Origin of the sequence: Pseudomonas sp. D3 (assembly GCF_029320995.1) — a bacterium.
In the GTDB taxonomy this organism is placed as follows: domain Bacteria; phylum Pseudomonadota; class Gammaproteobacteria; order Pseudomonadales; family Pseudomonadaceae; genus Aquipseudomonas; species Aquipseudomonas paraveronii.
On record NZ_CP119772.1, the window covers coordinates 3,137,028 to 3,163,429 of the forward strand.

19 protein-coding genes are annotated in these 26,402 nt (G+C 60.5%); 6 read left to right on the plus strand and 13 right to left on the minus strand.

The window, feature by feature from the left end; translation table 11 throughout:
* Window position 1: 1 nt before the first annotated feature.
* The 3 genes from P3S72_RS14370 to P3S72_RS14380 form a co-directional block, all read right to left on the minus strand.
* Window positions 2-961 carry a MoxR family ATPase gene (locus tag P3S72_RS14370; protein WP_017739127.1) on the minus strand — a complete coding sequence of 320 codons (960 nt, stop codon included), beginning with the start codon at window positions 959-961 and terminating at the stop codon, window positions 2-4.
* 147 nt (window positions 962-1,108) lie between these two features.
* Window positions 1,109-1,459, minus strand: coding sequence for a hypothetical protein (locus tag P3S72_RS14375; RefSeq protein WP_276197849.1), 351 nt, complete (start codon window positions 1,457-1,459; stop codon window positions 1,109-1,111).
* An 84-nt stretch (window positions 1,460-1,543) separates the two neighbouring features.
* A complete protein-coding gene (locus P3S72_RS14380) occupies window positions 1,544-2,557 on the minus strand; it encodes a DUF6543 domain-containing protein (RefSeq protein WP_346429967.1) in 1,014 nt (337 codons plus the stop codon).
* A gap of 1,084 nt (window positions 2,558-3,641) precedes the next feature.
* Between P3S72_RS14380 and P3S72_RS14385 the strand changes: the two genes are divergently transcribed.
* On the plus strand, window positions 3,642-8,510 hold the full coding sequence (locus tag P3S72_RS14385) for an NAD-glutamate dehydrogenase (protein ID WP_276197851.1): 4,869 nt from the start codon (window positions 3,642-3,644) through the stop codon (window positions 8,508-8,510).
* Between the two features lie 130 nt (window positions 8,511-8,640).
* On the opposite strand, the gene P3S72_RS14390 is transcribed toward P3S72_RS14385, so the two are convergent.
* From P3S72_RS14390 to P3S72_RS14400, 3 genes are all read right to left on the minus strand, one after another.
* Window positions 8,641-9,327, minus strand: coding sequence for a GntR family transcriptional regulator (locus tag P3S72_RS14390; protein WP_276197852.1), 687 nt, complete (start codon window positions 9,325-9,327; stop codon window positions 8,641-8,643).
* 17 nt (window positions 9,328-9,344) lie between these two features.
* Entirely contained in the window at window positions 9,345-10,046 is a 702-nt protein-coding gene (locus tag P3S72_RS14395; RefSeq protein ID WP_247401638.1) for an FCD domain-containing protein, read from the minus strand.
* Between the two features lie 169 nt (window positions 10,047-10,215).
* Window positions 10,216-11,541, minus strand: coding sequence for a C4-dicarboxylate transporter DctA (locus P3S72_RS14400; protein WP_276197937.1), 1,326 nt, complete (start codon window positions 11,539-11,541; stop codon window positions 10,216-10,218).
* A 217-nt stretch (window positions 11,542-11,758) separates the two neighbouring features.
* On the opposite strand from P3S72_RS14400, the gene P3S72_RS14405 reads away from it, so the two are divergent.
* Window positions 11,759-12,388, plus strand: a complete 630-nt coding sequence (locus tag P3S72_RS14405; protein WP_276197854.1) for a DNA-3-methyladenine glycosylase I — start codon at window positions 11,759-11,761, stop codon at window positions 12,386-12,388.
* An 18-nt stretch (window positions 12,389-12,406) separates the two neighbouring features.
* Here P3S72_RS14405 and P3S72_RS14410 read toward each other — a convergent pair whose 3' ends face one another.
* The 5 genes from P3S72_RS14410 to P3S72_RS14430 form a co-directional block, all read right to left on the minus strand.
* Entirely contained in the window at window positions 12,407-13,840 is a 1,434-nt protein-coding gene (locus P3S72_RS14410; RefSeq protein ID WP_276197855.1) for a PLP-dependent aminotransferase family protein, read from the minus strand.
* A 132-nt stretch (window positions 13,841-13,972) separates the two neighbouring features.
* A complete protein-coding gene (locus P3S72_RS14415; protein WP_276197856.1) occupies window positions 13,973-14,740 on the minus strand; it encodes an SDR family oxidoreductase in 768 nt (255 codons plus the stop codon).
* A gap of 31 nt (window positions 14,741-14,771) precedes the next feature.
* Entirely contained in the window at window positions 14,772-15,839 is a 1,068-nt protein-coding gene (locus P3S72_RS14420) for a phosphotransferase family protein (protein WP_276197857.1), read from the minus strand.
* Between the two features lie 129 nt (window positions 15,840-15,968).
* Window positions 15,969-16,922: a 2-hydroxyacid dehydrogenase gene (locus P3S72_RS14425; protein ID WP_276197858.1), complete on the minus strand. Its 954-nt coding sequence runs from the start codon at window positions 16,920-16,922 to the stop codon at window positions 15,969-15,971.
* A gap of 141 nt (window positions 16,923-17,063) precedes the next feature.
* Window positions 17,064-17,588 carry a cysteine hydrolase family protein gene (locus tag P3S72_RS14430; RefSeq protein WP_276197859.1) on the minus strand — a complete coding sequence of 175 codons (525 nt, stop codon included), beginning with the start codon at window positions 17,586-17,588 and terminating at the stop codon, window positions 17,064-17,066.
* 485 nt (window positions 17,589-18,073) lie between these two features.
* Here P3S72_RS14430 and P3S72_RS14435 point away from each other — a divergent pair, with 485 nt between their 5' ends.
* Both P3S72_RS14435 and P3S72_RS14440 read left to right on the plus strand, forming a co-directional pair.
* Window positions 18,074-19,351: a serine/threonine transporter gene (locus P3S72_RS14435; RefSeq protein ID WP_276197861.1), complete on the plus strand. Its 1,278-nt coding sequence runs from the start codon at window positions 18,074-18,076 to the stop codon at window positions 19,349-19,351.
* A gap of 144 nt (window positions 19,352-19,495) precedes the next feature.
* The gene (locus P3S72_RS14440; protein WP_276197862.1) at window positions 19,496-21,148 is read left to right on the plus strand and encodes a SulP family inorganic anion transporter; all 1,653 of its coding nucleotides are present in this window, start codon (window positions 19,496-19,498) and stop codon (window positions 21,146-21,148) included.
* Window positions 21,149-21,199: 51 nt separating this feature from the next.
* Here P3S72_RS14440 and acnB read toward each other — a convergent pair whose 3' ends face one another.
* Window positions 21,200-23,800 carry a bifunctional aconitate hydratase 2/2-methylisocitrate dehydratase gene (acnB, locus tag P3S72_RS14445; protein ID WP_247401616.1) on the minus strand — a complete coding sequence of 867 codons (2,601 nt, stop codon included), beginning with the start codon at window positions 23,798-23,800 and terminating at the stop codon, window positions 21,200-21,202.
* Window positions 23,801-24,196: 396 nt separating this feature from the next.
* On the opposite strand from acnB, the gene P3S72_RS14450 reads away from it, so the two are divergent.
* A complete protein-coding gene (locus tag P3S72_RS14450; RefSeq protein ID WP_276197863.1) occupies window positions 24,197-24,667 on the plus strand; it encodes a DUF1289 domain-containing protein in 471 nt (156 codons plus the stop codon).
* Between the two features lie 3 nt (window positions 24,668-24,670).
* Here the strand turns inward: P3S72_RS14450 and P3S72_RS14455 are convergent, their stop codons facing one another.
* The gene (locus P3S72_RS14455; RefSeq protein WP_276197864.1) at window positions 24,671-25,534 is read right to left on the minus strand and encodes a universal stress protein; all 864 of its coding nucleotides are present in this window, start codon (window positions 25,532-25,534) and stop codon (window positions 24,671-24,673) included.
* A 149-nt stretch (window positions 25,535-25,683) separates the two neighbouring features.
* Here P3S72_RS14455 and miaE point away from each other — a divergent pair, with 149 nt between their 5' ends.
* The gene (miaE, locus tag P3S72_RS14460) at window positions 25,684-26,286 is read left to right on the plus strand and encodes a tRNA isopentenyl-2-thiomethyl-A-37 hydroxylase MiaE (protein WP_276197865.1); all 603 of its coding nucleotides are present in this window, start codon (window positions 25,684-25,686) and stop codon (window positions 26,284-26,286) included.
* The last annotated feature ends 116 nt before the right edge of the window (window positions 26,287-26,402 follow it).

Genomic DNA, 26,402 nt, shown 5'->3' on the forward strand with positions numbered 1-26,402 from the left:
TTCAAGCGACGGCAACGACGTCGAGAATGCGTTGCACGACGCGGTCCTGGTCAATCCCGGCGGCTTCGGCCTCGAACGATAGAATGATGCGATGGCGTAGCACGTCGAACAGCACCGCCTGGATATCTTCCGGGCTGACGAAGTCTCGCCCGGCCAGCCAGGCATGGGCACGGGCGCAGCGGTCAAGGGCGATCGAGCCGCGTGGGCTGGCGCCGTAGGCAATCCACTCGGCCATTTCCGGGTCGAATTTGGCCGGGGTGCGTGTGGCCATGACCAGTTGCACCAGGTATTCCTCCACCGCATCGGCCATGTACAGCCCGAGGATTTCCTTGCGAGCGGCAAAGATTGCCTGCTGGCTGACGCGGCGCTCGGGCTTGGTTTCGCCATTGAGCGCCTCGCCACGGGCCTGCTGCAGGATGCGCCGCTCCACGGCAGCGTCCGGGAAACCGATCTTGACGTGCATCAGGAAACGGTCGAGCTGGGCTTCGGGCAGCGGGTAGGTGCCTTCCTGCTCGATGGGGTTTTGCGTGGCCATCACCAAAAACAGCGGCGACAGCTCGTAAGTACTGCGGCCCACACTGACCTGGCGCTCGGCCATGGCTTCGAGCAAGGCCGACTGCACCTTGGCCGGGGCGCGGTTGATTTCGTCCGCCAGCACCAGGTTGTGAAAGATCGGTCCTTGCTGGAACACGAAACTGCCGGTTTCGGGGCGATAGATCTCGGTACCGGTGATGTCGGCGGGCAACAGGTCGGGGGTGAACTGGATACGATGGAACTGCGCTTCAATGCCTTCGGCCAACTCCTTGATGGCCTTGGTCTTGGCCAGGCCCGGCGCGCCTTCTACCAGCATATGGCCGTCGGCAAGCAAGGCGATCAACAGGCGATCGATGAGTTTTTCCTGGCCGAGAATCTGCGTAGAAAGAAAAGTTCGCAGCGCAAGCAGCGCTTCACGATGTTCCATCGATGACGGTTCCTGGAGAGATGAGCCCGGTGGTCGAGAAGCAACGCCGGGCTTGGGAGGCTTACTTTAATGCATCGAGGGGGGTGGCGACTAACGGCGTAACGAGTATTTTTGGCAAAACCTGTAGGAATTTTGTGTGGGAGGTAATCACGCCCGGACGTAGGTGCCAGTGCCTTTGAGGATGTTTTGCAAGGTTTCCTCCACCTCGGCCAGGTCCGATGCGGCTGTGGCGTGGGTGATCTCCAGGTGATCCTTGCCACCCATTGCGTCGGCATCACCCGCTGCCAGCTCTACCCGTAACGTCGTGTCACTCAGCGTGACCTTCAGCCCATCCAGGGTGGACGGCTCGTAATCCCAGGTCAGCTCCACTTCATCTTCATCGGGGTAGCGGGTCAGCATGAACATCTCGCCGCTTTGACCGTGGCAGCAGAGCATGGCCATGTTGTCTTCTTCGTCGTCACATGGGTTGACGATCAGGTTGGTCGTGATCAATTGCATGGCAGTCCTATGAGTTTATTGGCCGCAAAAGCAGGATTCTGCCACTGCGGCCATATTTATGTCGGTATGAATTCAATCCGTGCGTCATGGTTTGAGTGAAAAGTTTTTAACCGCGTTGGCGAAGGGCGCCGCGGCGTTGCCAAGTGCACTTGTCGCGATGGGCGTCACGGTTCGCCAGGCTCCGTCGAGTATGCGATCAGGTCCGCCCGGCCGGTTATTGACAGTGTCATCTATTCCGATACCTACCCGCCCCAATCCCGCCGCTAACGAGACGGCGGTCAGTAAATAACCTACAGGGGGACATGCGAACCCTAGTGGCGCGAGCACTGTGGTGCCCAAACTCAGATACCCCAACGCTTTGATGACGGTGTTTTTTGTATGGTCTGTATTGAGCACGAATTGATAGTACGCGTCTGATCGAGTGGCAGACTCGGTGCGTTTCTGAGTTTCCTTGAAGGGGTCGTCCACTGTCTTTCCGGCGAACATGCCGCCCTCTTTCCAAGCGTGGAGCCGTTCGTAGTAAGCCTCGGCACCTTGTTCTTTTGCCAGGTGTTGGTGGATCTGCAAGCGCTTTTGAATGCCGCCATAAAACAGGGTGCTGGGTGCGTCGTCCATAAGGAAATGACTTAAAAATGAGTGTTCATTATTGGGGTCGGCAATGTGTGCGCCGAGCCACTTATTCATTTCTTTGGGTGAGTCGGACGGAATGATTTGAGAGGCGTTGCCTGGCATGGAGAGCAGCGTTCTCTGGGTTTTCTTGTCTCGAACATAGAATACGTCTGAAGACTGGGCACCGCTGTAACTGAGGAGTTTTATTTCCAGGTCAGGGTCTGGCTGGTAGGGCTTGTTGAGATCGGCAGGTGTGAGTTGTGCGAATGATTTGCCGTGTGGCGTTGCGGCTGCCCGCTCAGCGAGGCGCAGGTCTTCCTTGCTTAGGGAGTGATGGTGATATTGCTGGCTGGCGGCGTGTAAGAAATTAAACTTTATACGCGTCGGATATGCTTTTCGGTTCGTGTCCCAATAGTGATCAATGTACGTGTCGTATGGCTTTTTATAGGCGTGGTCCCACGTCATTTTCATAAAGTCGTCAGGCGACAGGGGAACCTGGTTTCAGCGCTGTATGCGTTGGGGGACGAACTGTCGGGCTCGGTATAAAGACCTGTGTAGTGCGTTGAAATCCTTTCTCCGTCAGGCGCATCGAAGACGCCGTTGATACTGGGCTGGTCTTTAGAATGCCTTGAGTTTTCTTGTATATCAAAACTGGGCTTGCCGTTCTTATAAGTTGAATATCTAAACAGCGGCATGCCTGACGGTAGTTCTTCGCCCTGAATGTTTCGCATGGCTGCATCGGGGAGTGAGATTTTTTTTATGATATATCCCTTGCGGGGGCGCGTGTACGAAGTGTGGTCGTAAGCGATGGTCGTCAAGTAGGTTTTATCTGGATCAACATCTAATCCAACTTGCGTTTTGCAGCTTCCACGTTTCGAACCGCTCTTGGTCACTGCTCGGCTGCGGCCTGGCGGCCGGCTGATTATATTTATCCCACTCGGCAGAATATACGCCGCTGTCGGCGAACGAAATCGGCGGTTTGATGGTGTCCGGTGACGGGGTGGATTGCGAAATGATGGGCGAGGGAGCTGTTGGCGTAATCATGACGGGCCTGCAATAGATGACGGTCGGTAAGCCACGCTCCCTGTGTTTTTTTGATTGGCGGTTGGCGCAGGAAAAGTTCCCTGATGTTCGAGGTCTGTTGCTTGATGTGCTGTAGGTATGTGCCGACGGGCTTCGAGTGTGTTAGCTATCATTGGCTTGATACCTGCGCCGGTGACCGGTTTTTTTGTAGTCTGGAGCGTGTGGTTGCTCTTTGTGCAACCCTGCATTGCCAGCCGATGACCGAATATGTCGCAGCGCCGCAAGCAGCTGTCTTCCTACACTCGTTAAGCTGCGCAACGGATGTGCCCTCTGTCGGGAGCCAGACCTGCCCGTCACACCGTCGCCTGGCAAGGTGTACGTCTAATGGAAGTTGTATGTGACCTGATCGTCTTGTCCAGCTTCACCCACCTGTCACCCTGATTCGTTTATGGTGCTTACATCGTTACCTGCGAACAGAGCTGACGGTCTCCCCGCAAGGGGATAACACGCGACGCTTCCATCAATAACAAGCCCAAGCGGAGTACCACAGATGGCGTTCTTCACCGCAGCCAGCAAGGCCGACTTCCAGCATCAACTGCAAGCGGCACTGGCGCAGCACATCAGTGAACAGGCACTGCCACAAGTGGCGCTGTTCGCTGAACAATTTTTCGGCATCATTTCCCTGGACGAACTGACCCAACGTCGCCTTTCCGACTTGGCCGGTTGCACCCTGTCTGCCTGGCGCCTGCTTGAGCGCTTCGACCACACCGAACCCCAGGTGCGGGTCTACAACCCCGATTACGAACGTCATGGCTGGCAGTCGACCCACACTGCGGTCGAAGTGCTGCACCATGACCTGCCATTTTTGGTCGACTCGGTGCGTACCGAGCTGAACCGCCGTGGCTACAGCATCCACACCCTGCAAACCACCGTGCTCAGCGTGCGTCGTGGCAAGAAGGGCGAGTTGCTGGAAATCCTGCCTAAAGGCACCCAGGGCGAAGGCATCCAGCAAGAATCGCTGATGTACCTGGAAATCGACCGCTGCGCCAACGTCGCCGAACTGAGCGTGCTGAGCAAAGAGCTGGAGCAGGTACTGGGCGAAGTGCGCGTGGCCGTGGCCGATTTCGAGCCAATGAAAGCCAAGGTCCAGGAACTGTTGGCCGGTATCGACGCCAGCCAGTTCAGCATCGACGGCGAAGAAAAAGCCGAGATCAAGAACTTCCTGGAATGGCTGGTGGGCAACCACTTCACCTTCCTCGGTTATGAAGAGTTCGTGGTACGTGACGAGGCCGACGGCGGTCATATCGAATATGACGCCGGCTCCTTCCTCGGTCTGACCAAGCTGCTGCGCGCCGGCCTCACCGCCGACGACCTGCGCATCGAAGACTACGCCGTGTCCTACCTGCGCGAGCCGGCCGTGTTGTCGTTCGCCAAGGCCGCACACCCTAGCCGCGTTCACCGCCCGGCCTATCCGGACTACGTGTCGATCCGTGAGATCAACGCCGACGGCAAGGTCATCAAGGAATGCCGCTTCATGGGCCTGTACACCTCGTCGGTGTACGGCGAAAGCGTGCGGGTGATTCCTTATATCCGCCGCAAGGTCGCCGAAATCGAACGCCGTTCGGGCTTCCAGGCCAAGGCTCACCTGGGCAAGGAACTGGCGCAGGTGGTCGAAGTATTGCCGCGTGATGACCTGTTCCAGACCCCGGTCGATGAGCTGTTCAGCACCGTGATGTCGATCGTGCAGATCCAGGAGCGCAACAAGATCCGCGTGTTCCTGCGCAAAGACCCCTACGGTCGCTTCTGCTACTGCCTGGCCTACGTGCCGCGTGACATCTACTCCACCGAAGTGCGCCAGAAGATCCAGCAAGTGCTGATGGATCGCCTGAAAGCCTCGGACTGCGAGTTCTGGACGTTCTTTTCCGAGTCCGTACTGGCCCGCGTGCAACTGATTCTGCGGGTCGACCCGAAGAACCGCCTGGACATTGACACGCTGCAACTGGAAAAAGAAGTGGTGCAGGCCTGTCGCAGTTGGCAGGACGACTACTCCAGCCTGGTGGTCGAAAGTTTCGGCGAAGCCCACGGCACCAACGTGCTGGCGGACTTCCCGAAAGGCTTCCCGGCCGGCTACCGCGAGCGTTTTGCCGCGCATTCGGCCGTGGTCGACATGCAGCACTTGCTCAGCCTGACCGAAGCCAACCCGTTGGTGATGAGCTTCTATCAGCCGCTGGGCCAGGTGTCCGGCCAGCGCGAGCTGCATTGCAAGCTCTACCATGCCGACACCCCGCTGGCGCTGTCCGACGTCCTGCCGATCCTGGAAAACCTCGGCCTGCGCGTGCTGGGTGAGTTCCCGTATCGTCTGCGTCACGCCAAGGGGCGTGAGTTCTGGATTCACGATTTTGCCTTCATCGCCGCCGAAGGCGTGAACCTGGATATCCAGCAGCTCAACGACACCCTGCAGGACGCGTTCGTGCATATCGTCCACGGCGACGCCGAGAACGATGCGTTCAACCGCCTGGTGCTGACCGCCGGCCTGCCATGGCGCGACGTGGCGCTGCTGCGTGCCTACGCCCGTTACATGAAGCAGATCCGCCTGGGCTTCGACCTGGGTTATATCGCCAGCACCCTGAACAACCACACCGACATCGCCCGCGAGTTGACCCGGTTGTTCAAGACGCGCTTCTACCTGGCACGCAAGCTCGCCGCCGACGACCTGGAAGACAAGCAGCAACGCCTGGAACAAGCGATTCTCAGCGCCCTGGACGACGTTCAGGTGCTCAACGAAGACCGCATCCTGCGTCGCTACCTGGACCTGATCAAGGCCACGCTGCGCACCAACTTCTACCAGACCGACGCCAACGGCCAGAACAAGTCGTACTTCAGCTTCAAGTTCGACCCGCGGGCCATTCCTGAGCTGCCCAAGCCGGTGCCGAAGTTTGAAATCTTCGTCTACTCGCCACGCGTCGAAGGCGTGCACCTGCGCTTTGGCAACGTTGCGCGTGGGGGCCTGCGTTGGTCCGACCGTGAAGAAGACTACCGCACCGAAGTGCTCGGCCTGGTAAAAGCCCAGCAAGTGAAGAACTCGGTGATCGTGCCGGTGGGCGCCAAGGGCGGCTTCCTGCCGCGTCGCCTGCCATTGGGCGGCAGCCGCGACGAGATCGCGGCCGAGGGCATCGCCTGCTACCGCATCTTCATTTCCGGCCTGTTGGACATCACCGACAACCTCAAGGACGGCGCCCTGGTGCCGCCGGTCAACGTCGTGCGGCATGACGGTGATGACCCGTACCTGGTCGTCGCAGCCGACAAAGGCACCGCGACGTTCTCCGATATCGCCAACGGCATCGCCATCGACTACGGCTTCTGGCTGGGCGACGCGTTCGCTTCCGGTGGTTCGGCCGGTTACGACCACAAGAAAATGGGCATCACCGCCAAGGGCGCGTGGGTCGGCGTGCAGCGTCACTTCCGTGAGCGCGGCATCAACGTGCAGGAAGACAGCATCACGGTGGTTGGCGTCGGCGATATGGCCGGTGACGTGTTCGGTAACGGCCTGTTGATGTCCGACAAGCTGCAACTGGTCGCGGCCTTCAACCACCTGCATATCTTCATCGACCCGAACCCGAACCCGGCGACCAGCTTCGTCGAGCGTCAGCGCATGTTCGAGCTGCCGCGTTCGGCGTGGACCGACTACGACACCAGCATCATGTCCGAAGGCGGCGGCATCTTCTCGCGCAGCGCGAAGAGCATTGCCATCTCGGCGCAGATGAAAGAACGCTTCGACATCAAGGCCGACAAGCTGACCCCGACCGAACTGCTGAACGCCTTGCTCAAGGCGCCGGTGGACCTGTTGTGGAACGGCGGGATCGGGACTTATGTCAAGGCCAGCACCGAAAGCCATGCCGATGTGGGCGACAAGGCCAACGACGCGCTGCGCGTCAACGGCAACGAGCTGCGCTGCAAGGTGGTGGGCGAGGGCGGTAACCTCGGCATGACCCAACTGGGGCGTGTGGAATTCGGCCTCAATGGCGGCGGTTCGAACACCGATTTCATCGACAACGCCGGTGGCGTGGACTGTTCCGACCACGAAGTGAACATCAAGATCCTGCTCAACGAAGTGGTGCAGGCCGGCGACATGACCGACAAGCAACGCAACCAGTTGCTGGCGAGCATGACCGACGAAGTCGGCAGCCTGGTGTTGGGCAACAACTACAAGCAAACCCAGGCCCTGTCCCTGGCCGCCCGCCGTGCCTACGAGCGTGCCGCCGAGTACAAGCGCCTGATGAGCGACCTGGAAAGCCGTGGCAAGCTGGACCGTGCCATCGAGTACCTGCCGACCGAGGAACAGCTCGTCGAGCGCGCCGCCACCGGCAAGGGGCTGACCCGTCCGGAGCTGTCGGTGTTGATCTCCTACAGCAAGATCGACCTCAAGGAAGCCCTGCTCAAGTCGCAGGTGCCGGATGACGAGTACCTGACCCGTGACATGGAGACCGCGTTCCCACCGAGCCTGGTCGCCAAGTTCGGCGAGGCGATGCGTCGCCACCGTCTGAAGCGCGAGATCGTCAGCACCCAGATCGCCAACGATCTGGTCAACCACATGGGCATCACCTTCGTTCAACGACTCAAAGAGTCGACCGGCATGAGCCCGGCGAACGTGGCCGGCGCTTATGTGATCGTGCGTGACATCTTCCACCTCCCGCACTGGTTCCGTCAGATCGAAGCCCTGGACCACCAGGTTTCTGCCGACGTGCAACTGGAGTTGATGGACGAGCTGATGCGCCTGGGCCGTCGCGCTACGCGCTGGTTCCTGCGCAGCCGTCGCAACGAGCAGGACGCCGGGCGTGACACCGCACACTTCGGTCCGCACCTGGCGGCGTTGGGCCTCAAGCTCGACGAACTGCTGGAAGGCCCGACCCGCGAGGGTTGGCAGAACCGCTATCAGGCCTACACCGAAGCCGGCGTACCCGAGCTGTTGGCACGCATGGTTGCAGGCACTACCCACCTGTATACCTTGCTGCCGATCATCGAAGCCGCCGACGTGACCGGGCATGACGCCGCCGAAGTGGCCAAGGCCTACTTCGCCGTCGGCAGCGCCCTGGACTTGCCGTGGTACCTGCAGCAGATCAGCGATCTGCCGGTGGCCAACAACTGGCAGGCTGCGGCCCGCGAAGCCTTCCGCGACGACGTGGACTGGCAGCAACGGGCGATCACCATTTCCGTACTGCAAATGGCCGACGCGCCACAAGACATGGAAGCCCGCGTGGCCCTGTGGCTTGAGCAGCACCAGGACATGGCCGATCGTTGGCGCGCAATGATGGTGGAAATCCGTGCGGCGGTTGGCACGGACTACGCCATGTATGCGGTGGCCAACCGTGAGTTGCTCGACTTGGCGTTGAGTGGTCAGTCGGTGCTGCAGCCGGCTTGATTCAGCGGTAAAGCAACGGTGGGAGGGGGCTTGCCCCCGATAGCGGTGTATCAGTCATGTAGTTGTTGACTGACACGCTGCTATCGGGGGCAAGCCCCCTCCCACATTTTGTTTGTGCGTTTACTGGAGATCAGTGGTGCTTGAGTAGTTTGGTTTCCAGCTGATCCAGGTGCTGGGTCATCAACGACACGGCTGCGCTGACATCCTGTTGCTCCACCGCCTCCACGATTGCTACATGCTCCTGCCACGCGCAGTACGTGCAGGCTTTCGCTTGAAACTGCGCAATGATCAACGACGTCAATGGCACCAGGCTATTGAGGAACTGTGCCAGCGGCCCATTGCCGGCAATGGCCGCCAATTGCAGGTGAAACTCCCCCGACAAGCGAATCGCCGGCCCGCGCTGGTCGCCCTGGATGCACTCGCGTTCGCGGGCAATCAGCTCGCGCAGTTGGCGTATCTGCGCGGGCGTGGCCTGTGCGCAGGCCAGTTGCACCACGGTCATTTCCGTCAGGCGTCGCGCTTCCAGAATCTGCCGTGTTTGCTGTGCATCTGGCGTAGCCACTTGGGCACGCTGGTTCGGGCGCAGGATGACCACTTGCTGGAGCGATAGCTTGGCCAGTACCCGGCGAATCACGCTGCGACTCACGCCAAAGATTTCGCCCAGGCCGTCTTCGGTAAACCGGCTGGAGGGGCCGATGCGTTGTTCGAGGATGGCGTCGAACAGCCGAGGGTAGATGTCATCCACCGAGGGCTTTTTACCCGCCACCAGGCGCAGGGCAGGGAGGATGGGATCGCGTTGCAGGGCGTGGGCGGTCATGGCCGGTCTCCAAAAAATCAGCTACCCAGGTGGTCGTCCGGGATGTTCAAGCGAATGCCCATGCGCAGGCCTTCCTGGAGGATGTGTCGGCGCATCTCGGCACTTGCCAGCGCGCTGTTTTTGTTGCGGATGGCGCGCACCACGGCGTCGTTTTCCTGCAGGCGCTCCGCGAGGTGTTCGGGAGAATTGCGCAGCACCTGGGCGCTTTGCTTGAGGGCGTTGCTGGTTTGCTGCACTACGTTCTGGAAGATCGGGTTGGAGGTGAGGGCGAACAGTTCTTCGTGGAAACCGATGTAGGCGTTCATGCCCGCTTCGGCGTCGCCGGCGTCCAAGGCTTCGCGCATGTCCATCAACGTCAGGCGCAGTTGGCCGACTTCCTTGCTGCTGATGGATTGGGCCACCAGGCCGACAATGAACGGCTCCAGGGTGTAGCGCAGTTGCAGGATGTCTTCGAGGCTGGCGTCGGCCACGGCGTCGCTCGATTGCGGCTCGCTGATGCTGGTTTCCAACACCACTACGCCCTTGCCGGGCATGGCGCGCACCAGGCCGAGGGTTTCCAGCACGATCACGGCTTCACGCAGGCTCGGGCGGCTGATGCCCATTTGTTCGGCCAGTTCACGCTGGCCGGGCAGCATTTCGCCCCGGCGCCACTGGCCCCGCGCCAGGGCGGCACGGAGTTTTTCTACGACTGAATTGACGACGGTTGAGGGGGTGATCACGTCGATGGCTCCTTGATGTTGCGAATACAATTGCCACAAAGGCGACGATTAAGTGTGGGAGCGGGCTTGCCCCAGATAGCACTGTATCAGTCACCTGCGATGAGGCTGATCCACCGCAATCGGGGCAAGCCTCCTCCCACAGGTGATCTGCGTCGATCATGCAAATGGATCAGAACTCCTGATGCGCTGGCACTACCGGTTTTTTAGCCTGGAACGCATACCCCTGCTCACCGTCGAGCACCTTGTTCGCGCGCTGGATGTCGATGTCTTTTTCCCAGCGCGCAATGGCGATGGTGGCGACGCAGTTGCCGATCAGGTTGGTCAATGCGCGGCCGATGCCCATGAACCAGTCCACGGCCAGCACCAACACCAGGCCGACCACCGGAATCGCCGGGATGGCCGTGAGTGTCGCCGCCAGAATCACCAGCGCCGAGCCCGGAATGCCATGCGCGCCCTTGGAGGTGATCAACGATACCAGCAGGATGGTCAGCAGGTCTGTCATCGACAGCGGTGTGCCGGTGGCGTTGGCGATAAACACGATGGCCAGGGTTAGGTAGATCGAGAAACCGTCGAGGTTGAACGAATACCCCGTCGGAATCACCAGGCCCACGGTAGAGCTGCCAATGCCCAGGTGCTCGAGTTTACGCATGATCTGTGGCAAGACCGCATCGGATGACGCGGTGCCCATCACGATCAGTAGCTCTTCGCGCAGGTACTTGAGCAGCGGCAGCATGCGCAGGCCGGACAGGCGCATGACCAGGCCAAGAATGAGCGAGACGAAGACAAAGCAGGTCAGGTAGAACAGACCCGCCAGACTGCCCAGGTGTTGCAGCGAATCCAGGCCGTAGGTGCTGGTGGTAAAGGCGATCGCCCCGAACACGCCAATCGGCGCCAGGCGCACGATCATGCCCATGATGCGGAAGATCACATGGCTCAGTTCGTTGATCAGCCGCGAGATGCCCGAAGCGGCTTCGCCCACCAGGTTCAGCGCGCTGCCGAACAGTACCGAGAACAGCAGCACTTGCAGCACGTTGTTGTCGGCAAATGCGCCGATCACCGAGTTGGGGATCAGGTCCATCAGGAACTGGCTGGTGCCCTTGATGTGCTGGCCCTTGTCGGCCAGTTCATGCAGGCCGGCGGAGGACAATTGCTCCAGGTGGATATTTGCGCCGGTGCCGATACCGGTGCTGAAGGCCATGATCAGGCCGATCACCAAGGCGACGGTGGTCAGCACTTCAAAGTAAATCACTGACTTCAAGCCGATGCGCCCGACCTTTTTCAAGTCGCCGGCGCCGGAGATACCGCTGACCACCACGCAGAACACGATCAGGCCAATCAGCATCTTGATCAGCTTGATAAAGCCGTCACCCAAGGGTTTGAGTTGCGAGGAATATTCGGGGAGGGCCAAGCCGCAGATGATGCCGAGCATCAGACCTATCAAGACTTGCAGGAAAATCGAACGCGAGCACCATCTGAGCATGGGAGGGATCTCTATGCGGTGCCCTGGTGGTTCCAGGGCTTAATTGTTGTGGTCTTACCGGTAAGTCCAGTGCGTGGCCAGTCTACGCTTGGGTTTTTCCCGATCACAAGTAAATATTCCGCGCTTGGCGGGTTGCGGTCTGACCAGTTGCTCTGTGAGGGCGGCGCTTGAGCGGTTGGCGGGGGGCAAATTTTTTCGCTTATCATCCGCGCCTGAGCACGCGAGGTGATGGATGGACAAACCAGGGCTGACCACCAACGAAGCGGGGCTGACCCATTGCAGTTGGCGTACCGCTGCGCCGGAATATCCGCATTACCACGACCACGAATGGGGTGTGCCGGTGGCGGACGACATTCAGTTGTACGAGAAGATTTGCCTGGAGGGTTTTCAGGCGGGGATGGCGTGGATCACCATCCTGCGCAAGCGCGAGCACTTTCGGCGGGCGTTCGACGGTTTTGATTTTCACCGGGTGGCGCAGTACGGCGAGGCGGATATCCAGCGGCTCATGGCTGATCCAGGCATTGTGCGCAACCGTGCGAAAATCGTCTCGACCCTCAACAATGCGCGCAGGGCATGCGAGTTGGTGCAGGAGAGCGGTTCGCTGGCGAAATGGCTCTGGTCATTCGAACCGGCGCCTGAAGAGCGCCCGGCGATGGTGGACCTGGCTTACTGGAAGGCCAATCCGACGTCATCGGCGTCGGTGCGGTTGTCCAAGGCCTTGAAGAAACGCGGGTGGACCTACGTGGGGCCCACCACGATGTACGCGTTGATGCAGGCGATGGGGATGGTCAATGATCACCTTGAAGGCTGTGTCTGCCGTGAGCGGGTCGAAGACCAACGCCGCCTGTTCAGGCGCCCCTGAATCGTGCGGGAAGGCCCGTTAGCCAATGTGTTGGAGAATGTCACGCACATTGTCCAGGGCCGGGTCGATGTCCAGGGTTTCGATGGCGCCGAAGCCGATGATCAGGCCCGGGCGTACCGGCGTATCGTGAAAGAACACATCGAGTGGATACAGGCCCACTTCCATCTGGCGTGCCAGTTCCAGCAGCCGCGGGATGTCCACCGCCACCTTGCACAGCGCTGCCATATGAAAGCCGGCCACGGTGGGCACCGCGTCGAACCACGGCGACAGGTCACCCGCCAGGCGTTGCAGAATGCGCTCGCGGCGCCCGGCATACACGCTGTGGCAGCGGCGAATGTGCTTGAGCAGGTAGCCTTCGCTGATGAATTTGGCCAGCGCCCATTGCGGCAGGGTGGAGCTGTGTTGATCGGTCAATTGCTTGGCCTTGAGCACCGCGCCATAAATCGCCGGCGGCAGAACCGCATAGCCCAGGCGCAACTCCGGCAGTAGGGTTTTGGAGAAGGTGCCGACGTAGGCGACCACGCCACGTGTGTCCATGCTTTGCAGGGAGTCGGTGGGGCGGCCTTCGTAACGGAATTCGCTGTCGTAGTCGTCTTCGATAACGATCGCCCCCAGCTCGAACGTGCGGGCCAGCAGGGCTTCGCGGCGCGCCAGGCTCATGGGCATGCCGAGGGGAAACTGGTGGGACGGCGTCACATAAATTAGCCGCGCGCCGTCGGGGACCTGGTCGACCTGAATGCCCTGATCGTCGATGGGCACCCCGATAACGTTTGCCCCCATCGCCATGAACAACTGGCGCGCCGGACTGTAGCCGGGGTCTTCCATGGCGACGATGCTACCCGGCTCCAGCACCACGCGGGCGATCAGGTCGAGTGCCTGCTGTGCGCCGTTGGTGACCACAATGTCGTCGGCGCTGCATTTGACCCCTCGGGAGAACGCAATATGCCCGGCGATGGCGCTGCGTAACGCCGGCAGGCCTTCGGGCTGGCTGTAGAAGCCACTGTTCTGGGCAATACGCCGCAGGGCGTCCTGGGTGCAGCGCCGCCATTCATCCTGGGGGAATTGCTGGCGGCTGGTGGCGCCGCCGATAAATTCGTAGCGCAGGGGGCTGCCGTGTGTTGGGTGGCGCATGGCCGAGGGCAGTGCCTGCCACTTCGCCAGGTTGCTGGCGCAGGCCAGGTCGGTGGCGGTTTGCAGGCGTTCGCTCGGTGGCGCGCGGCGGCTGACGAACGTGCCACGGCCGGTCTTGCCCACCAGCAGGCCTTCGTAGGTCAGGGTGGCGTAGGTGTCGGACACGGTCTTGCGTGACACGCCCAGTTGCTTGGCCAGCAGGCGGCTGGGTGGCAACTGGGCCCCGGTGGCCAGGCGGCCGGAGTCAATGGCTTCGCGCAGTTGCTGGTAAAGCTGTTCGGCCAGGTCCTTGCGGCCGTTGATGATCACGTGCAGTTCCATGTTTGTCCTGAGGGGCTGAGTCGCTCCAAGACTACTCGCAGGTGACGCTTGCTCCAAAGGGGCGGTAGGACAACGCGATAAAAAAAGTGGGAGCGGGCCTGCTCCCACCTGGGGATTGTGCTGCTTATGTGGTTAGGACAGGAAGCCACCGTCCACGTTCAGCGACACACCGGTGGTGTAGCTGGAGGCATCGCTGGCCAGGTACAGCACCGCGCCGGCCATCTCGCTTGGGTCCGCCACGCGCTTGAGCGGAATCTGCGCCAGGGCCATTTTCAGGATCGCGTCGTTCTTCACCAGCGCCGAGGCGAACTTGGTGTCGGTCAGGCCCGGCAGCAGGGCGTTGCAACGGATGCCGAAGTCGGCGCATTCCTTGGCGAACACCTTGGTCATGTTGATCACGGCGGCCTTGGTTATCGAATAAATGCCTTGGAACACGCCCGGGGAGATCCCGTTGATAGAGGCCACGTTGATGATGCTGCCGCCGCCGTTTTCGCGCATCAGCTTGCCGGCTTCCACCGACATGAAGAAGTAGCCGCGAATATTCACATCCACGGTTTTCTGGAAGGCGCCCAGGTCGGTGTCCAGTACGTTGCAGAATTGCGGGTTGGTCGCGGCATTGTTGACCAGGATGTCCAGGCGCCCAAACTGTTCGCGGATGCCGGCGAAGACCTGGGTGATCTGCTCCATTTCACCGATATGGCAGGCAACCGCAGTGGCCTTGCCGCCGTCGGCGATGATCGCATCCGCCACGTGCTGGCAGCCTTCCAGCTTGCGGCTGGAGACGATCACGTGGGCGCCTTGCTGGGCCAGCAACTTGGCGATGGCCTCACCAATGCCACGGCTGGCGCCGGAGACAAAAGCGATCTTGCCGTCGAGGTCGAACAGGTTGGTCTTGGACATGGGGGTTCCTTGTGGGTCTTGGCTCGGTCGATCAGAGGGCGGATTTGCCGATGACATTCAGGCTCATCTGCTCCAGCAGCTTGTTCATCTGAATGAACTGCGCAAAGCGTTTGTCCTGGGTCTGTCCATGGAAAAAACGGTAGTAGATCTGCTGCACGATGCCGGCCAGGCGGAACAGGCCGTAGGTGTAGTAGAAGTCGAAATTGTCGATCTCAAGGCCCGAGCGCTCGGCGTAGTAGTCGACGAACTGGCGGCGCGTGAGCATGCCGGGTGCGTTGCTCGGCTGGCGGCGCATCAGTTGCACGGGCGCCGGGTCGGCGGCTTCGATCCAGTAGGCGAGGGTGTTGCCCAGGTCCATCAGCGGGTCGCCGAGGGTGGTCAGCTCCCAATCCAGCACGCCGATGATCTGCATCGGGTTGTGCGGGTCGAGGATCACGTTGTCGAAGCGGTAGTCGTTATGCACGATGCTCGAGGTAGGGTGGTCGGCCGGCATCTTGTCGTTGAGCCAGGCGCGCACGGCCTCCCAGCGGGGCGCGTCGGGGGTCAGGGCTTTTTCGTAGCGGTCGCTCCAGCCACGGATCTGACGCTCCACATAACCCTCGGGCTTGCCCAGGTCAGCCAGGCCGCAGACGCTGTAGTCCACCTGGTGCAGCTCGACGAACTTGTCGATAAAACTTTTGCACAGCGCTTCGGTCTTGCTCGCGTCCAGGCCCAGTTCCGACGGCAGGTCGGAGCGCAGGATGATGCCGTTGACGCGCTCCATCACATAAAATTCGGCGCCGATCACCGATTCGTCGGTGCAATGCACATAGGCCTTGGGGCAGTAGGGAAAACCGTCTTTAAGTTGATTGAGAATGCGGAATTCACGGCCCATGTCGTGGGCGGACTTGGCCTTGTGCCCGAACGGCGGGCGGCGCAGCACGAATTCCTGGCCCGGGTATTCGAGCAGGTAGGTCAGGTTGGACGCGCCGCCGGGGAACTGGCTGATCTTGACCGCGCCGCTCAGGCCCGGAATGTGGGCCTTGAGATAGGGATCGATCAGGCTGGCATCAAGTTCTTCGCCTGGGCGGATCTGGGTCGATTGGTCGTTCAGCGCCATGCTTATCCCTTCTGCTTATTCTAAAGGCCTCGGACTATTGGCTAATCTAATGCGCACAGCCGCCCGGCCACAAGGTTGGGGCGGCTTAATAGGTTCGCGTGTTGGATGATGATCAGCGTGCCTGATCGGTCATTTTTCGGGCGGGGGCAAGGCGACCGGCGTCAGTACCGGACGGCCGGCGAAGTACTCCAGCAGGTTATCGGCCACCCGTTGCACCGTATCGTGGGCGGCTTCCGGTGACAGCCCGGCCACATGGGAGGTCAGCACAGTATTGCTCAGGCGCTTGAGGGCCTCGGGCACCTTGGGCTCGTCGTCGAACACATCCAGTGCCGCGCCGCCGATACGGCGTTGCTCCAGGGCGTCGATCAGGTCGGCGGTCACCACCACGCTGCCACGGCCGATATTCACTAGGTAGCCGTTCGGCCCCAACGCATCCAGGGCGTGCCGATCGATCAAGTGGCGCGTGCCCGGGCCGCCGGGCGTGGCCAGGATCAGGAAGTCCGAGGTGTGTGCCAGCTCCACGGCGGTTGAGCAATAGGTGTAGTCCACGTCATCGCGCGGCTGGCGGTTGTGGTAGCTCACTTGCATGCCGAACCCTAAGGCGGCGCGCTTGGCGATCTCCAGGCCCACCGCGCCGAGCCCGAGAATCCCCAGTTGCTTGCCGCCCAGGGAAGGGCGCATCACCTTGGGCCACTCGCCGTCGCGCACTGCCGCGTCCGTTTGTGGAATGCCGCGCACCAATGACAGCAACAAGGCCATGGCGTGGTCCGCCACCGACGGCGCGTTCACCCCGGCACCGTTGGTCACCACAATCGCGCGATTGCTCGCCGCCTGCAGGTCGACATGTTCATAGCCGGCGCCGATCACGCAGATGATCTCCAGCAGCGGCAGCGCGGCGATTTCTTCGGCATACAGGCCCAGCGGACCACGGGTCAGCACAGCCTGGATCTGCCCGCCATGGGTCTTGATGGCGTGGGCACGCTCGGCGGGCGTCGGCGCCAGGATCACATGAAAGTCATTGCTTTCGATGATGGGCAGGTATTCGTTGATGGTTTCAACCAGAACCAGAACAGTGGTTGTCATCGGAAGGCTCTTCCTGAAGGGTTTGAGAGCAAGAGTATGCGGGATTTGTAGGCAAAATCGTTTTGTTGGAGCAGAAAAATCATGGTGACACCGAGCGTGTGCCCTCGCCACAGCAAGCTCGCTCTCACGGTCTCTACGTTGTCAGAAGCTCACCTCAGCGGCTCTCACGCGTTGCGCAAACGCTCCGGCCAATGTGGCGTTGTGATGTTCGATGATCGCCGCCGCCGACAGCGTTGCGGTGTCCATGCAGGTATGGCCATCTTCTGGCAGGATCACCGAGAACCCCAGTTCTGCGGCTACGCGGCAAGTGGTATCGATACAGAACTGGGTTTTCATCCCAACAATCACCAGTTCATTGACCTGTGTTGCGCGCAGTCGCTGCGCCAGATCGGTGCCGAGGAAACAACTGGGACGGGTTTTATTGAAGAACCGGTCACGAGCCTCATCGACATCCAGTGCGTGCCACACCTGCCAATACGGGCTGCCCGCTGCAATCGGTGAACCCGCCGGGCCAGTGTGGCGGGCGACGAAGATCGGTGCGCCGGCGGTGCGGGCGCGACGGATCAGTTGGTTAATGGTCGCCAGCACGCGTTCGCGTTCGAAGGGTTGGTCCGGGCCATCGTACAAACCGCTTTGCATATCGATGATCAACAGGGCGTCAGCCATGGTGTTGCTCCTTGCGTGTGCCAGATGGAGGCGCAATAAAAAGGCCCCGTCCATTGCTGGCGGGGCCTTGGGTTGAATCTGTGAGGTGTCTAGTTCAAGTCCCCACGGCAACCGCACGACCCGCCGGAAGCGGTCGTTGTGGTGGTGCGGGTGAGGCGTAGCTGAAATAGGTTCATGGGCCGATCATGCTGGGCATGCGTTTGACAGTCAACAGTCGCAGGTATTCTCTTACAAGGCATAACGATGTTTCGGGCACTCATAACGGATTCATCTGATACGCCACTGCCGCTGATGCTCTCCACGTTGAGCGCGCAAAAATAGCCGAAAACCTCGCTCTTGAGCCTCTGCACCGCTTAACCGTTCCTCAGCTAAGCCTTTGCTTATTCAAAAGAATCCCGGACAATCGCGCCCCTGTTATGGTTGGGACGCTGCCTGTCAGGTTTTTCTGACTCGTCCCTGCTGTGGAAATGCGGAGATCCGATCGGATGAATGATCAGGCCAATAGCGTCGACGAACGTTATGTCACGACACCTGTAATCCTTACACGCTGGAGCCGTCAGGACACCACCTGGATGCTTGGCCTATTCGGCACGGCGATTGGTGCCGGCACTTTGTTTCTACCTATCAACGCCGGCCTCGGCGGCTTCTGGCCGCTGGTGATCCTGGCGCTGCTCGCCTTCCCGATGACGTTTTTTGCCCACCGTGGCCTGACGCGTTTTGTGCTGTCCGGTCGTGAAGGCTCCGACATCACCGACGTGGTCGAAGAGCACTTCGGCGTCAAGGCAGGCGCGCTGATCACCTTGCTGTACTTCTTGGCGATCTTCCCGATCCTGCTGATCTACAGCGTGGCGCTGACCAACACCGTCGGCAGCTTCATGGAGCACCAGTTGCACATCATGCCGCCACCACGGGCGATCCTGGCGTTTGTGCTGATCCTCGGCCTGCTGGCCGTGGTGCGCTGCGGTGAGCAGGCGATCGTCAAGGCCATGAGCGTGATGGTGTATCCGTTCATCGTCGCCTTGCTGTTTCTGGCGGTGTACCTGATCCCGCACTGGAATGGTGGCATCCTCAGCACCGCCAGCGTGGTCCCGTCGCCTTCGGCGTTGCTCAGCACCTTGTGGCTGGCGATTCCGGTGATGGTGTTCTCGTTCAACCATTCGCCGATCATCTCGGCCTTTGCTGTGGACCAGAAACGTCAGTACGGCGCGAACGCCGATGAGCGCAGCTCGCAGATCCTGTCGCGCGCGCACCTGTTGATGGTGGTGATGGTGCTGTTCTTCGTGTTCAGTTGCGTGCTGACCCTGTCGCCGGCACAACTGGCCGAAGCGAAAGCGCAGAACCTGTCGATCCTGTCGTACCTGGCCAACCACTTCGACAACCCGACCATTGCCTTCGCCGCGCCGTTGATTGCGTTCGTGGCGATTGCGAAGTCGTTCCTGGGCCACTACATCGGCGCCAGCGAAGGCCTCAAGGGCCTGGTCGCTAAAACCGGCCGCCGTCCTGCACCGAAGAGCCTGGACCGCATGACCGCCGCCTTCATGCTGGTGGTGTGCTGGATCGTCGCCACGCTTAACCCGAGCATCCTTCGCATGATCGAGACATTGGGGGGGCCGATCATTGCATCGATCCTGTTCCTGATGCCGATGTACGCGATCCGCAAGGTGCCGGCGATGGCCAAGTACCGTGGGCAGGCGTCCAATGTGTTTGTCACGGCGGTCGGCCTGGTGGCGATTACCGCGTTGATTTACTCGCTGATGTCCTGACAGCGCGCTGCACCGACCAGGGCTGATTCGCAGACATGGCGAATCGGCCCTTTTTTTCGCTCGCAAAACCTGACACGGCGCAACCGCCGCGCGGCAATGGGCGCTAAGCTGGAGCACTTTTTTATCCAGGATGGGTGGGGCCGATTGAACACTGAAACCGATGCGCCCGTTGTCGCTGCGTCGAAGCGTACCCAGGACATACTCGCCGGCTTATCGATTGCCGGTTTACTGCTGCCGGAGGCGGTGGCCTATTCCAGCATTGCCGCGCTGCCGCCCCAGGCCGGTGTGATTGCCTTGTTTGCCGGGCTGGTGTGCTACGGCCTGTTCGGCACCAGCCGCTTCGCGATTGTCTCAGCGACCTCGTCGTCGGCGGCGGTGTTGGCGGCGGCAACGGCCAGCCTGGCGGGTGATGACCCGGCGCTGAGGCTGTCCCTGGCGTTCGGGCTGGTGTTGATCATTGGCGTGTTTTTTCTCTTGGCCGGGTTGTTCAAGCTCGGTGGTGTCACCTCTTTTATCGCCAAGCCGGTGTTGCGCGGGTTTGCCTTCGGCCTGGCGCTGACCATCATCCTCAAGCAACTGGCCGGTGTGGTGGGTGTCCACCTGACCGATAACAACCTGATCCGCTTCCTGCCGCAGTTACTGGAGCAACTGCCGCACTGGAACTGGCCCGCCGCGATGGTGGCTGCGGTGGCATTGCTGGTGTTGTGGTTATGCGCCCGCGTTCCGCGCCTGCCCGGTGGGCTGGTGGTGATAGTGCTGGGCATTGTTGCCGGCCAGAGCCTGAACCTGCAGGCCCAGGGAGTGGCGCTGATCGGTCTGATTGACCTGCGCCTGGAGCTGGGGCATTTGCCGGTGCTGCCGTTTGCCGATTGGCTGCGCCTGGGCGAGTTGGCGTTTGCGCTGGTCATGATTTTGTACGCAGAGTCCTACGGCTCGATCAGTTCGTTCGCCCTTAAACATGGCGACCGGGTGTCGTCCAACCGCGATTTGCTGGCACTGGGGGCGGCTAACCTGGTGTCCGGTTTGTTCCACGGCATGCCGACGGGCGCCGGGTATTCGGCGACCTCGGCGAACGAGGCGGCTGGCGCCTATTCGCGTTGGGCGGGGATTGTCGCGGCGCTGGTGATCCTGGTAATTGTGTTGACGGTGCTGCCGTATGTTGCGCTCACGCCGGAGCCGGTGTTGGCGGCGGTGGTGATCTATGCCTTGGGCCGCGGTTTGAGCCTGCAGCCCCTGGGGCGTTACTTCCTGTGGCGGCGCGACCGTTTGCTGGCGGTGTGCGCGGTGGCGGCCGTGCTGGTGCTCGGTGTGCTGGATGGCTTGTTATTGTCGGTCGCGATCAGCGTGGTGTTGATGTTGCGCCAGATGTCGGCAGCGGATATCCAGGTGCTTGGGCGGCTGGGCGACAGTCATGACTTCGTGGACCGCCTACACCATGCCGATGCGCTGACCATCCCCGGCGTATTGATCATACGGCCGAGCGAAGCGCTGTTTTTCGCGAATGCCGAGCGCATCCTCGGCGCTGCCCTGCGCTTGATGCGCCAGTCATCTGCGCAGAGGGTGGTGTTGAGTCTGGAAGAATCCCACGACCTCGACGGCACCAGCATCGAAGCGCTGGCCGCTTTTTTTGCCCAGGCACGCGCACAGGGCAAGCAACTGGTGCTGGCGCGGGTGCGACATGATGCCCATGAAGTATTGCAGATGCTGCCTGAGGCGCAGGCGCCAGAGGTTTTGCTCAGCGGCTTGAGCGTCGATGGTGCGGTGCAACTGGCCTTGCAGGCCCATCCACAGGCATAAAAAAACGCCGCGTATCTTGCGATACGCGGCGTCCTTTACATCAACACACCCTTAGGCTTGAAGCACCGGGATGTTGGCGTTTGCAGCGCTTTCACGGAACTCGGCGATCTGATCGAAACTCAGGTAGCGATACACATCGCTGGCCATGGTGTTGATCTTCGCGGCGTATTCCATGTACTCCTCGACGGTCGGCAGGCGACCCAGGATCGAAGCCACCGACGCCAACTCGGCCGAAGCCAGGTAGACGTTGGCGCCGTCGCCCAGACGGTTCGGGAAGTTACGGGTCGAGGTCGACACGACGGTCGCATTCGGTTCTACACGTGCCTGGTTACCCATGCACAGCGAGCAGCCCGGCATTTCCATGCGCGCGCCAGCCTTGCCGTAGATGCCGTAGTAGCCTTCTTCGGTCAGTTGGTGAGCGTCCATCTTGGTCGGCGGCGACAGCCACAGACGGGTTGGCAGCTGACCCTTGACCTGATCCAGCAGTTTACCGGCAGCGCGGAAGTGACCGATGTTGGTCATGCACGAACCGATGAACACTTCGTCGATCTTCTCGCCAGCAACGCTGGACAGCAGACGGGCGTCGTCCGGATCGTTTGGCGCGCAGAGCACAGGCTCCTTGATGTCGGCCAGGTCGATCTCGATGATTTCGGCGTATTCCGCGTCGGCATCGGCCACCATCAGCTCCGGGTTGGCAACCCAGGCTTCCATCGCTTGGGCGCGACGTTCCAGGGTGCGTGCATCGCCGTAGCCTTCGCCGATCATCCAGCGCAGCAGGGTGATGTTGGAGTTCAGGTACTCGGTGATCGAATCTTTCGACAGCTTGATGGTGCAACCGGCAGCCGAACGTTCAGCCGAGGCGTCGGACAGCTCGAAGGCTTGTTCGATGCTCAGGTTGTCCAGGCCTTCGATTTCCAGGATGCGGCCGGAGAAGGCGTTCTTCTTGCCTTTCTTCTCTACGGTCAGCAGGCCAGCCTGGATCGCGTAGTAAGGAATGGCATGAACCAGGTCACGCAGGGTGATGCCAGGTTGCATTTTGCCTTTGAAGCGCACCAGGATCGATTCCGGCATGTCCAGTGGCATGACGCCAGTGGCTGCGGCGAACGCTACCAGGCCGGAACCGGCCGGGAACGAGATGCCCATCGGGAAACGGGTGTGGGAGTCACCACCGGTGCCGACGGTGTCCGGCAGCAGCATGCGGTTCAGCCAGCTGTGGATGATGCCATCGCCTGGACGCAGCGACACGCCGCCACGGGTCATGATGAAGTCAGGCAGGGTGTGGTGGGTGGTCACGTCGATCGGCTTAGGGTAAGCCGCGGTGTGGCAGAACGACTGCATCACCAGATCGGTCGAGAAGCCCAGGCACGCCAGGTCTTTCAGTTCGTCACGGGTCATAGGACCGGTGGTGTCCTGGGAACCCACGGTGGTCATCTTCGGCTCGCAATAGGTGCCTGGACGAACGCCAACCACACCGCAAGCCTTGCCGACCATCTTCTGCGCCAGGGTGAAACCCTTGGTGCTTTCGGCCGGAGCTTCTGGCTTCTTGAACAGGTCGGACGGTGGCAGACCGAGTTCGGTACGCGCTTTTTCGGTCAGGCCACGGCCGATGATCAGCGGGATACGGCCGCCGGCACGGACTTCGTCCAACAGCACCGGAGTCTTCATTTCGAAGGTGGTCAGGACTTCATCGGTACCGTGCTTGCAGACTTTGCCAGCATGCGGGTACAGGTCGATCACGTCGCCCATGTTCATGTTGGTGACGTCGAACTCGATCGGCAGTGCGCCCGCATCTTCCATGGTGTTGTAGAAGATCGGAGCGATCTTGCTGCCGAAGCAGAAGCCACCGGCACGCTTGTTCGGCACGTAAGGAACGTCATCACCGAAGAACCACAGCACGGAGTTGGTCGCCGACTTACGCGACGAACCGGTACCGACCACGTCACCGACGTAGGCGATCGGGAAGCCTTGGCCGCGCATTTCTTCGATCTGCTTCATCGGACCGGTTTTGCCTTGCTCGTCCGGCACGATGCCTTCGCGAGCCATTTTCAGCATCGCCAGGGCGTGCAGCGGGATATCAGGGCGGGACCAGGCGTCCGGCGCAGGCGACAGGTCGTCGGTGTTGGTTTCGCCGGTGACCTTGAACACGCGCAGGCTGATCTTGTCGGCCAGGGTCGGGCGGTTCTTGAACCACTCGCCGTCGGCCCAGGACTGGACCACGGCTTTGGCGTGTGCGTTGCCGGCCTTGGCTTTTTCAGCCACGTCGTGGAACGCATCGAACATCAGCAGGGTGTGCTTGAGCTGAGCGGCGGCAACTGGCGCCAGTTCGGCGCTGTCGAGCAGCTCGACCAGGGTCACGATGTTGTAGCCGCCTTGCATGGTGCCAAGCAGTTCAACAGCGCGTTTCTTGTCGATCAGGGGAGAAGTGGCTTCGCCCTTGGCCAGGGCAGACAGGAAACCGGCTTTGACGTAGGCTGCTTCGTCAACACCTGGTGGAATGCGGTTGGTGATCAGGTCAACGAGAAATTTTTCTTCGCCAGCCGGAGGATTTTTCAGCAGCTCAACCAGGCCTGCGGTTTGTTCGGCATTAAGCGGCTGGGGAACAATACCCAGGGCTGCACGCTCTTCGATATGTTTGCGATACGCTTCAAGCACAGTTATTACCCTCATCAGTGGTCCCACGGGACGCTCATCCAGAAATGAACGGCACGCATGCGCTCGGGGGCCTTTTGGGCCGCAAAGCCTGCGCTGCCGACATTCCTCACAGAAGCTGCTTTCAAAGTTTTACGCCTGCAGAACGGAGCTGATGAGGGTTGGCGCTGGCTTGACCTGCGGGGTCATTGACCATCGCCAATACCGTTCTGAAGGATCGACTGTGCTCGTGACGCTTTGAAAACAGCTTCCAGCGGATTATTGGCGCCTTATAAGGCCGGTTGATTCTACGGCAAATAATTTCTAAAGGTAAGTTGCCAAGCCAAGTTTGCGGGGTGATGAACCTTAGACAAAGGGCTAACATGGCGCACTGTTTCGCTGATTTGCGTGTTGCCACCCATGTCCAACCACACCATCAAGACCCCCTGCGTAGGCCTGTGCTCCACGGTTTACGGTGACCTCGTGTGTCGCGGATGCAAGCGCTTCCACCATGAAGTGATCCAGTGGAATGGCTATAACGAAGAGGAAAAACGCGCGGTCTGGCTACGGCTTGAGCAACTGCTGGTGCAGGTCATGGCCGGCAAGCTGGAGGTTTTCGACCCCAAGACCCTGCGCGGCCAACTGGAACAACGCAAGATTCGCTTTGTGCCGCATCAGTCAGAGTACTGCTGGGCATACCAGTTGATCGCCCGCGGGGCGCGGGTGATTTCCAACCTGGAGGCCTATGGCATGGTGCTGCTGCCGGAGTTTCGCGAGTGGAGCCTGCCTGCGCTGCGCGACGCCATCGACCGTGAGTTTTTTATCCTGTCCGAGGCGCATTACCAGCGCTATATCGCGCCGGGGTTTCTCAAGGATGTGTTGGGTGCCTGACGATCAGGCCTGGTTGGCCAGCTTTTCCAGCTGATCCGTCAGTGTCTGTGGCTTGAGCACCAGCACATCGCTTTCCAGTGCATCCAGCACCACTTCCGCCGTATTGCCGATCAGCGCCCCGGTCAGCCCGGTGCGCGCCACGGTGCCGATGATCGTCACTGCCGCTTTCAATGTGTAGGCGGTATGGGGAATCAGCACATCCGCCGGGCCTTCTTCGATATGCAGGTTGGCATCATCTATATCAAATTTGGCTTGGAATGCCTTGCACTGATCGCGATAGCGCGCCTCGATGGTTTCCTTGAGTTGAAACACCGGGTCGCCGGCCGAGAGCATAGGCGATGGATGAGCGCTGATCACGTGCAGCGATGCCTTGGCCAGGCTGGCAATGTCGAAGCCATAGTCGACGATCATGTGGTGGAGCGCGCGGTGTTCGGCGTCGGTATTGCCCACATCGATGGCGGCAAGAATGACGCCGCCGCTCCATGGGGTTGCCGTCTTGACCAGCAGGACCGGCGCAGGGCAGTAGCGCAACAGCTTCCAGTCCGCTGGGGTCAGCAGCGCCTTTTTCAGTGGGCTGTCGGCGTAGTGCTGCTTGATCACCAGGCCACAGCCTTCGGCTTGCTGCACGTCGATGATGGTTTCATGCAGGCTGCTATTCCACGCCTGTTCGGTCGTGACGTTGTAGCCGTCTTCCGTCAGGCCGGACTTGAGCAGACTCAACAGCGCCGAATGCTCATGCTTTTTGTCGCACACCAGTAGGTGCAGATGCGCGCCGGTGGCCCCGGCGATCAGCTTGGCGCGCTTGAGGGCCAGGCTTTCCGAATGCTCGGGCTCAATGACCACCAGGATGCTGCGGATGGCTTGCATGGTCGGGACTCTCCAGAAAGGGGGCGTTGAACAACTATAGTTGCTGCCCGCCAGACGTCATGTTGATACACATCAAGGCCAGTGGCTGGTGGTCTGCGGCGCGGTCGGTATAATCGGCGGCCTATTGTGATCCTTTGCCCGTGAGCCCGATGAACCTGCCCGAAATCCACGAATTCCTCGGCTGTCCCACCCCTGCCGCCTGGGTCCAGGCCGCACTGGCCGATCAGGAAACCCTGTTGATCGACCACAAGAACTGTGAATTCAAGGCCGCCAGCACCGCCTTGAGCCTGATCGCTAAGTATCACAGCCATGTTGACTTGATCAATATGATGTCGCGCCTGGCACGCGAAGAACTGGTCCACCACGAACAGGTCATGCGCCTGATGAAGAAGCGCAAGGTCGAGTTGCGCCAGTTGCACGCCGGGCGTTATGCCTCGGGGTTGCGCAAGGTGGTGCGCACCCATGAACCGGTCAAACTGGTGGACACCCTGGTGGTTGGGGCCTTTATCGAGGCGCGCAGTTGCGAGCGTTTCGAGGCCCTGGTGCCGCATTTGGACGAAGAACTCGGCAAGTTCTACTTCGGCCTGCTGAAAAGCGAGGCGCGGCACTACCAGGGTTACTTGAAGCTGGCGTACCAGTACGGCGATGCCAAGGACGTTGCCCAGGTGATCGAGCGGGTGAGGGCGGCCGAGCAGGCGCTGATCGAGTCACCGGACGTCGAGTTCCGCTTTCACAGTGGCGTGCCGGCCTGAGGCGACGGCTGATCCAGGTCATCCTTGCGCATATCACTGCCTGTAATGGGGTTAAAAATTGCAGGCTATTTGTTAAAAACTCTTAAAAGCATGAAGTTTCATCGCGCGTGGCCGAC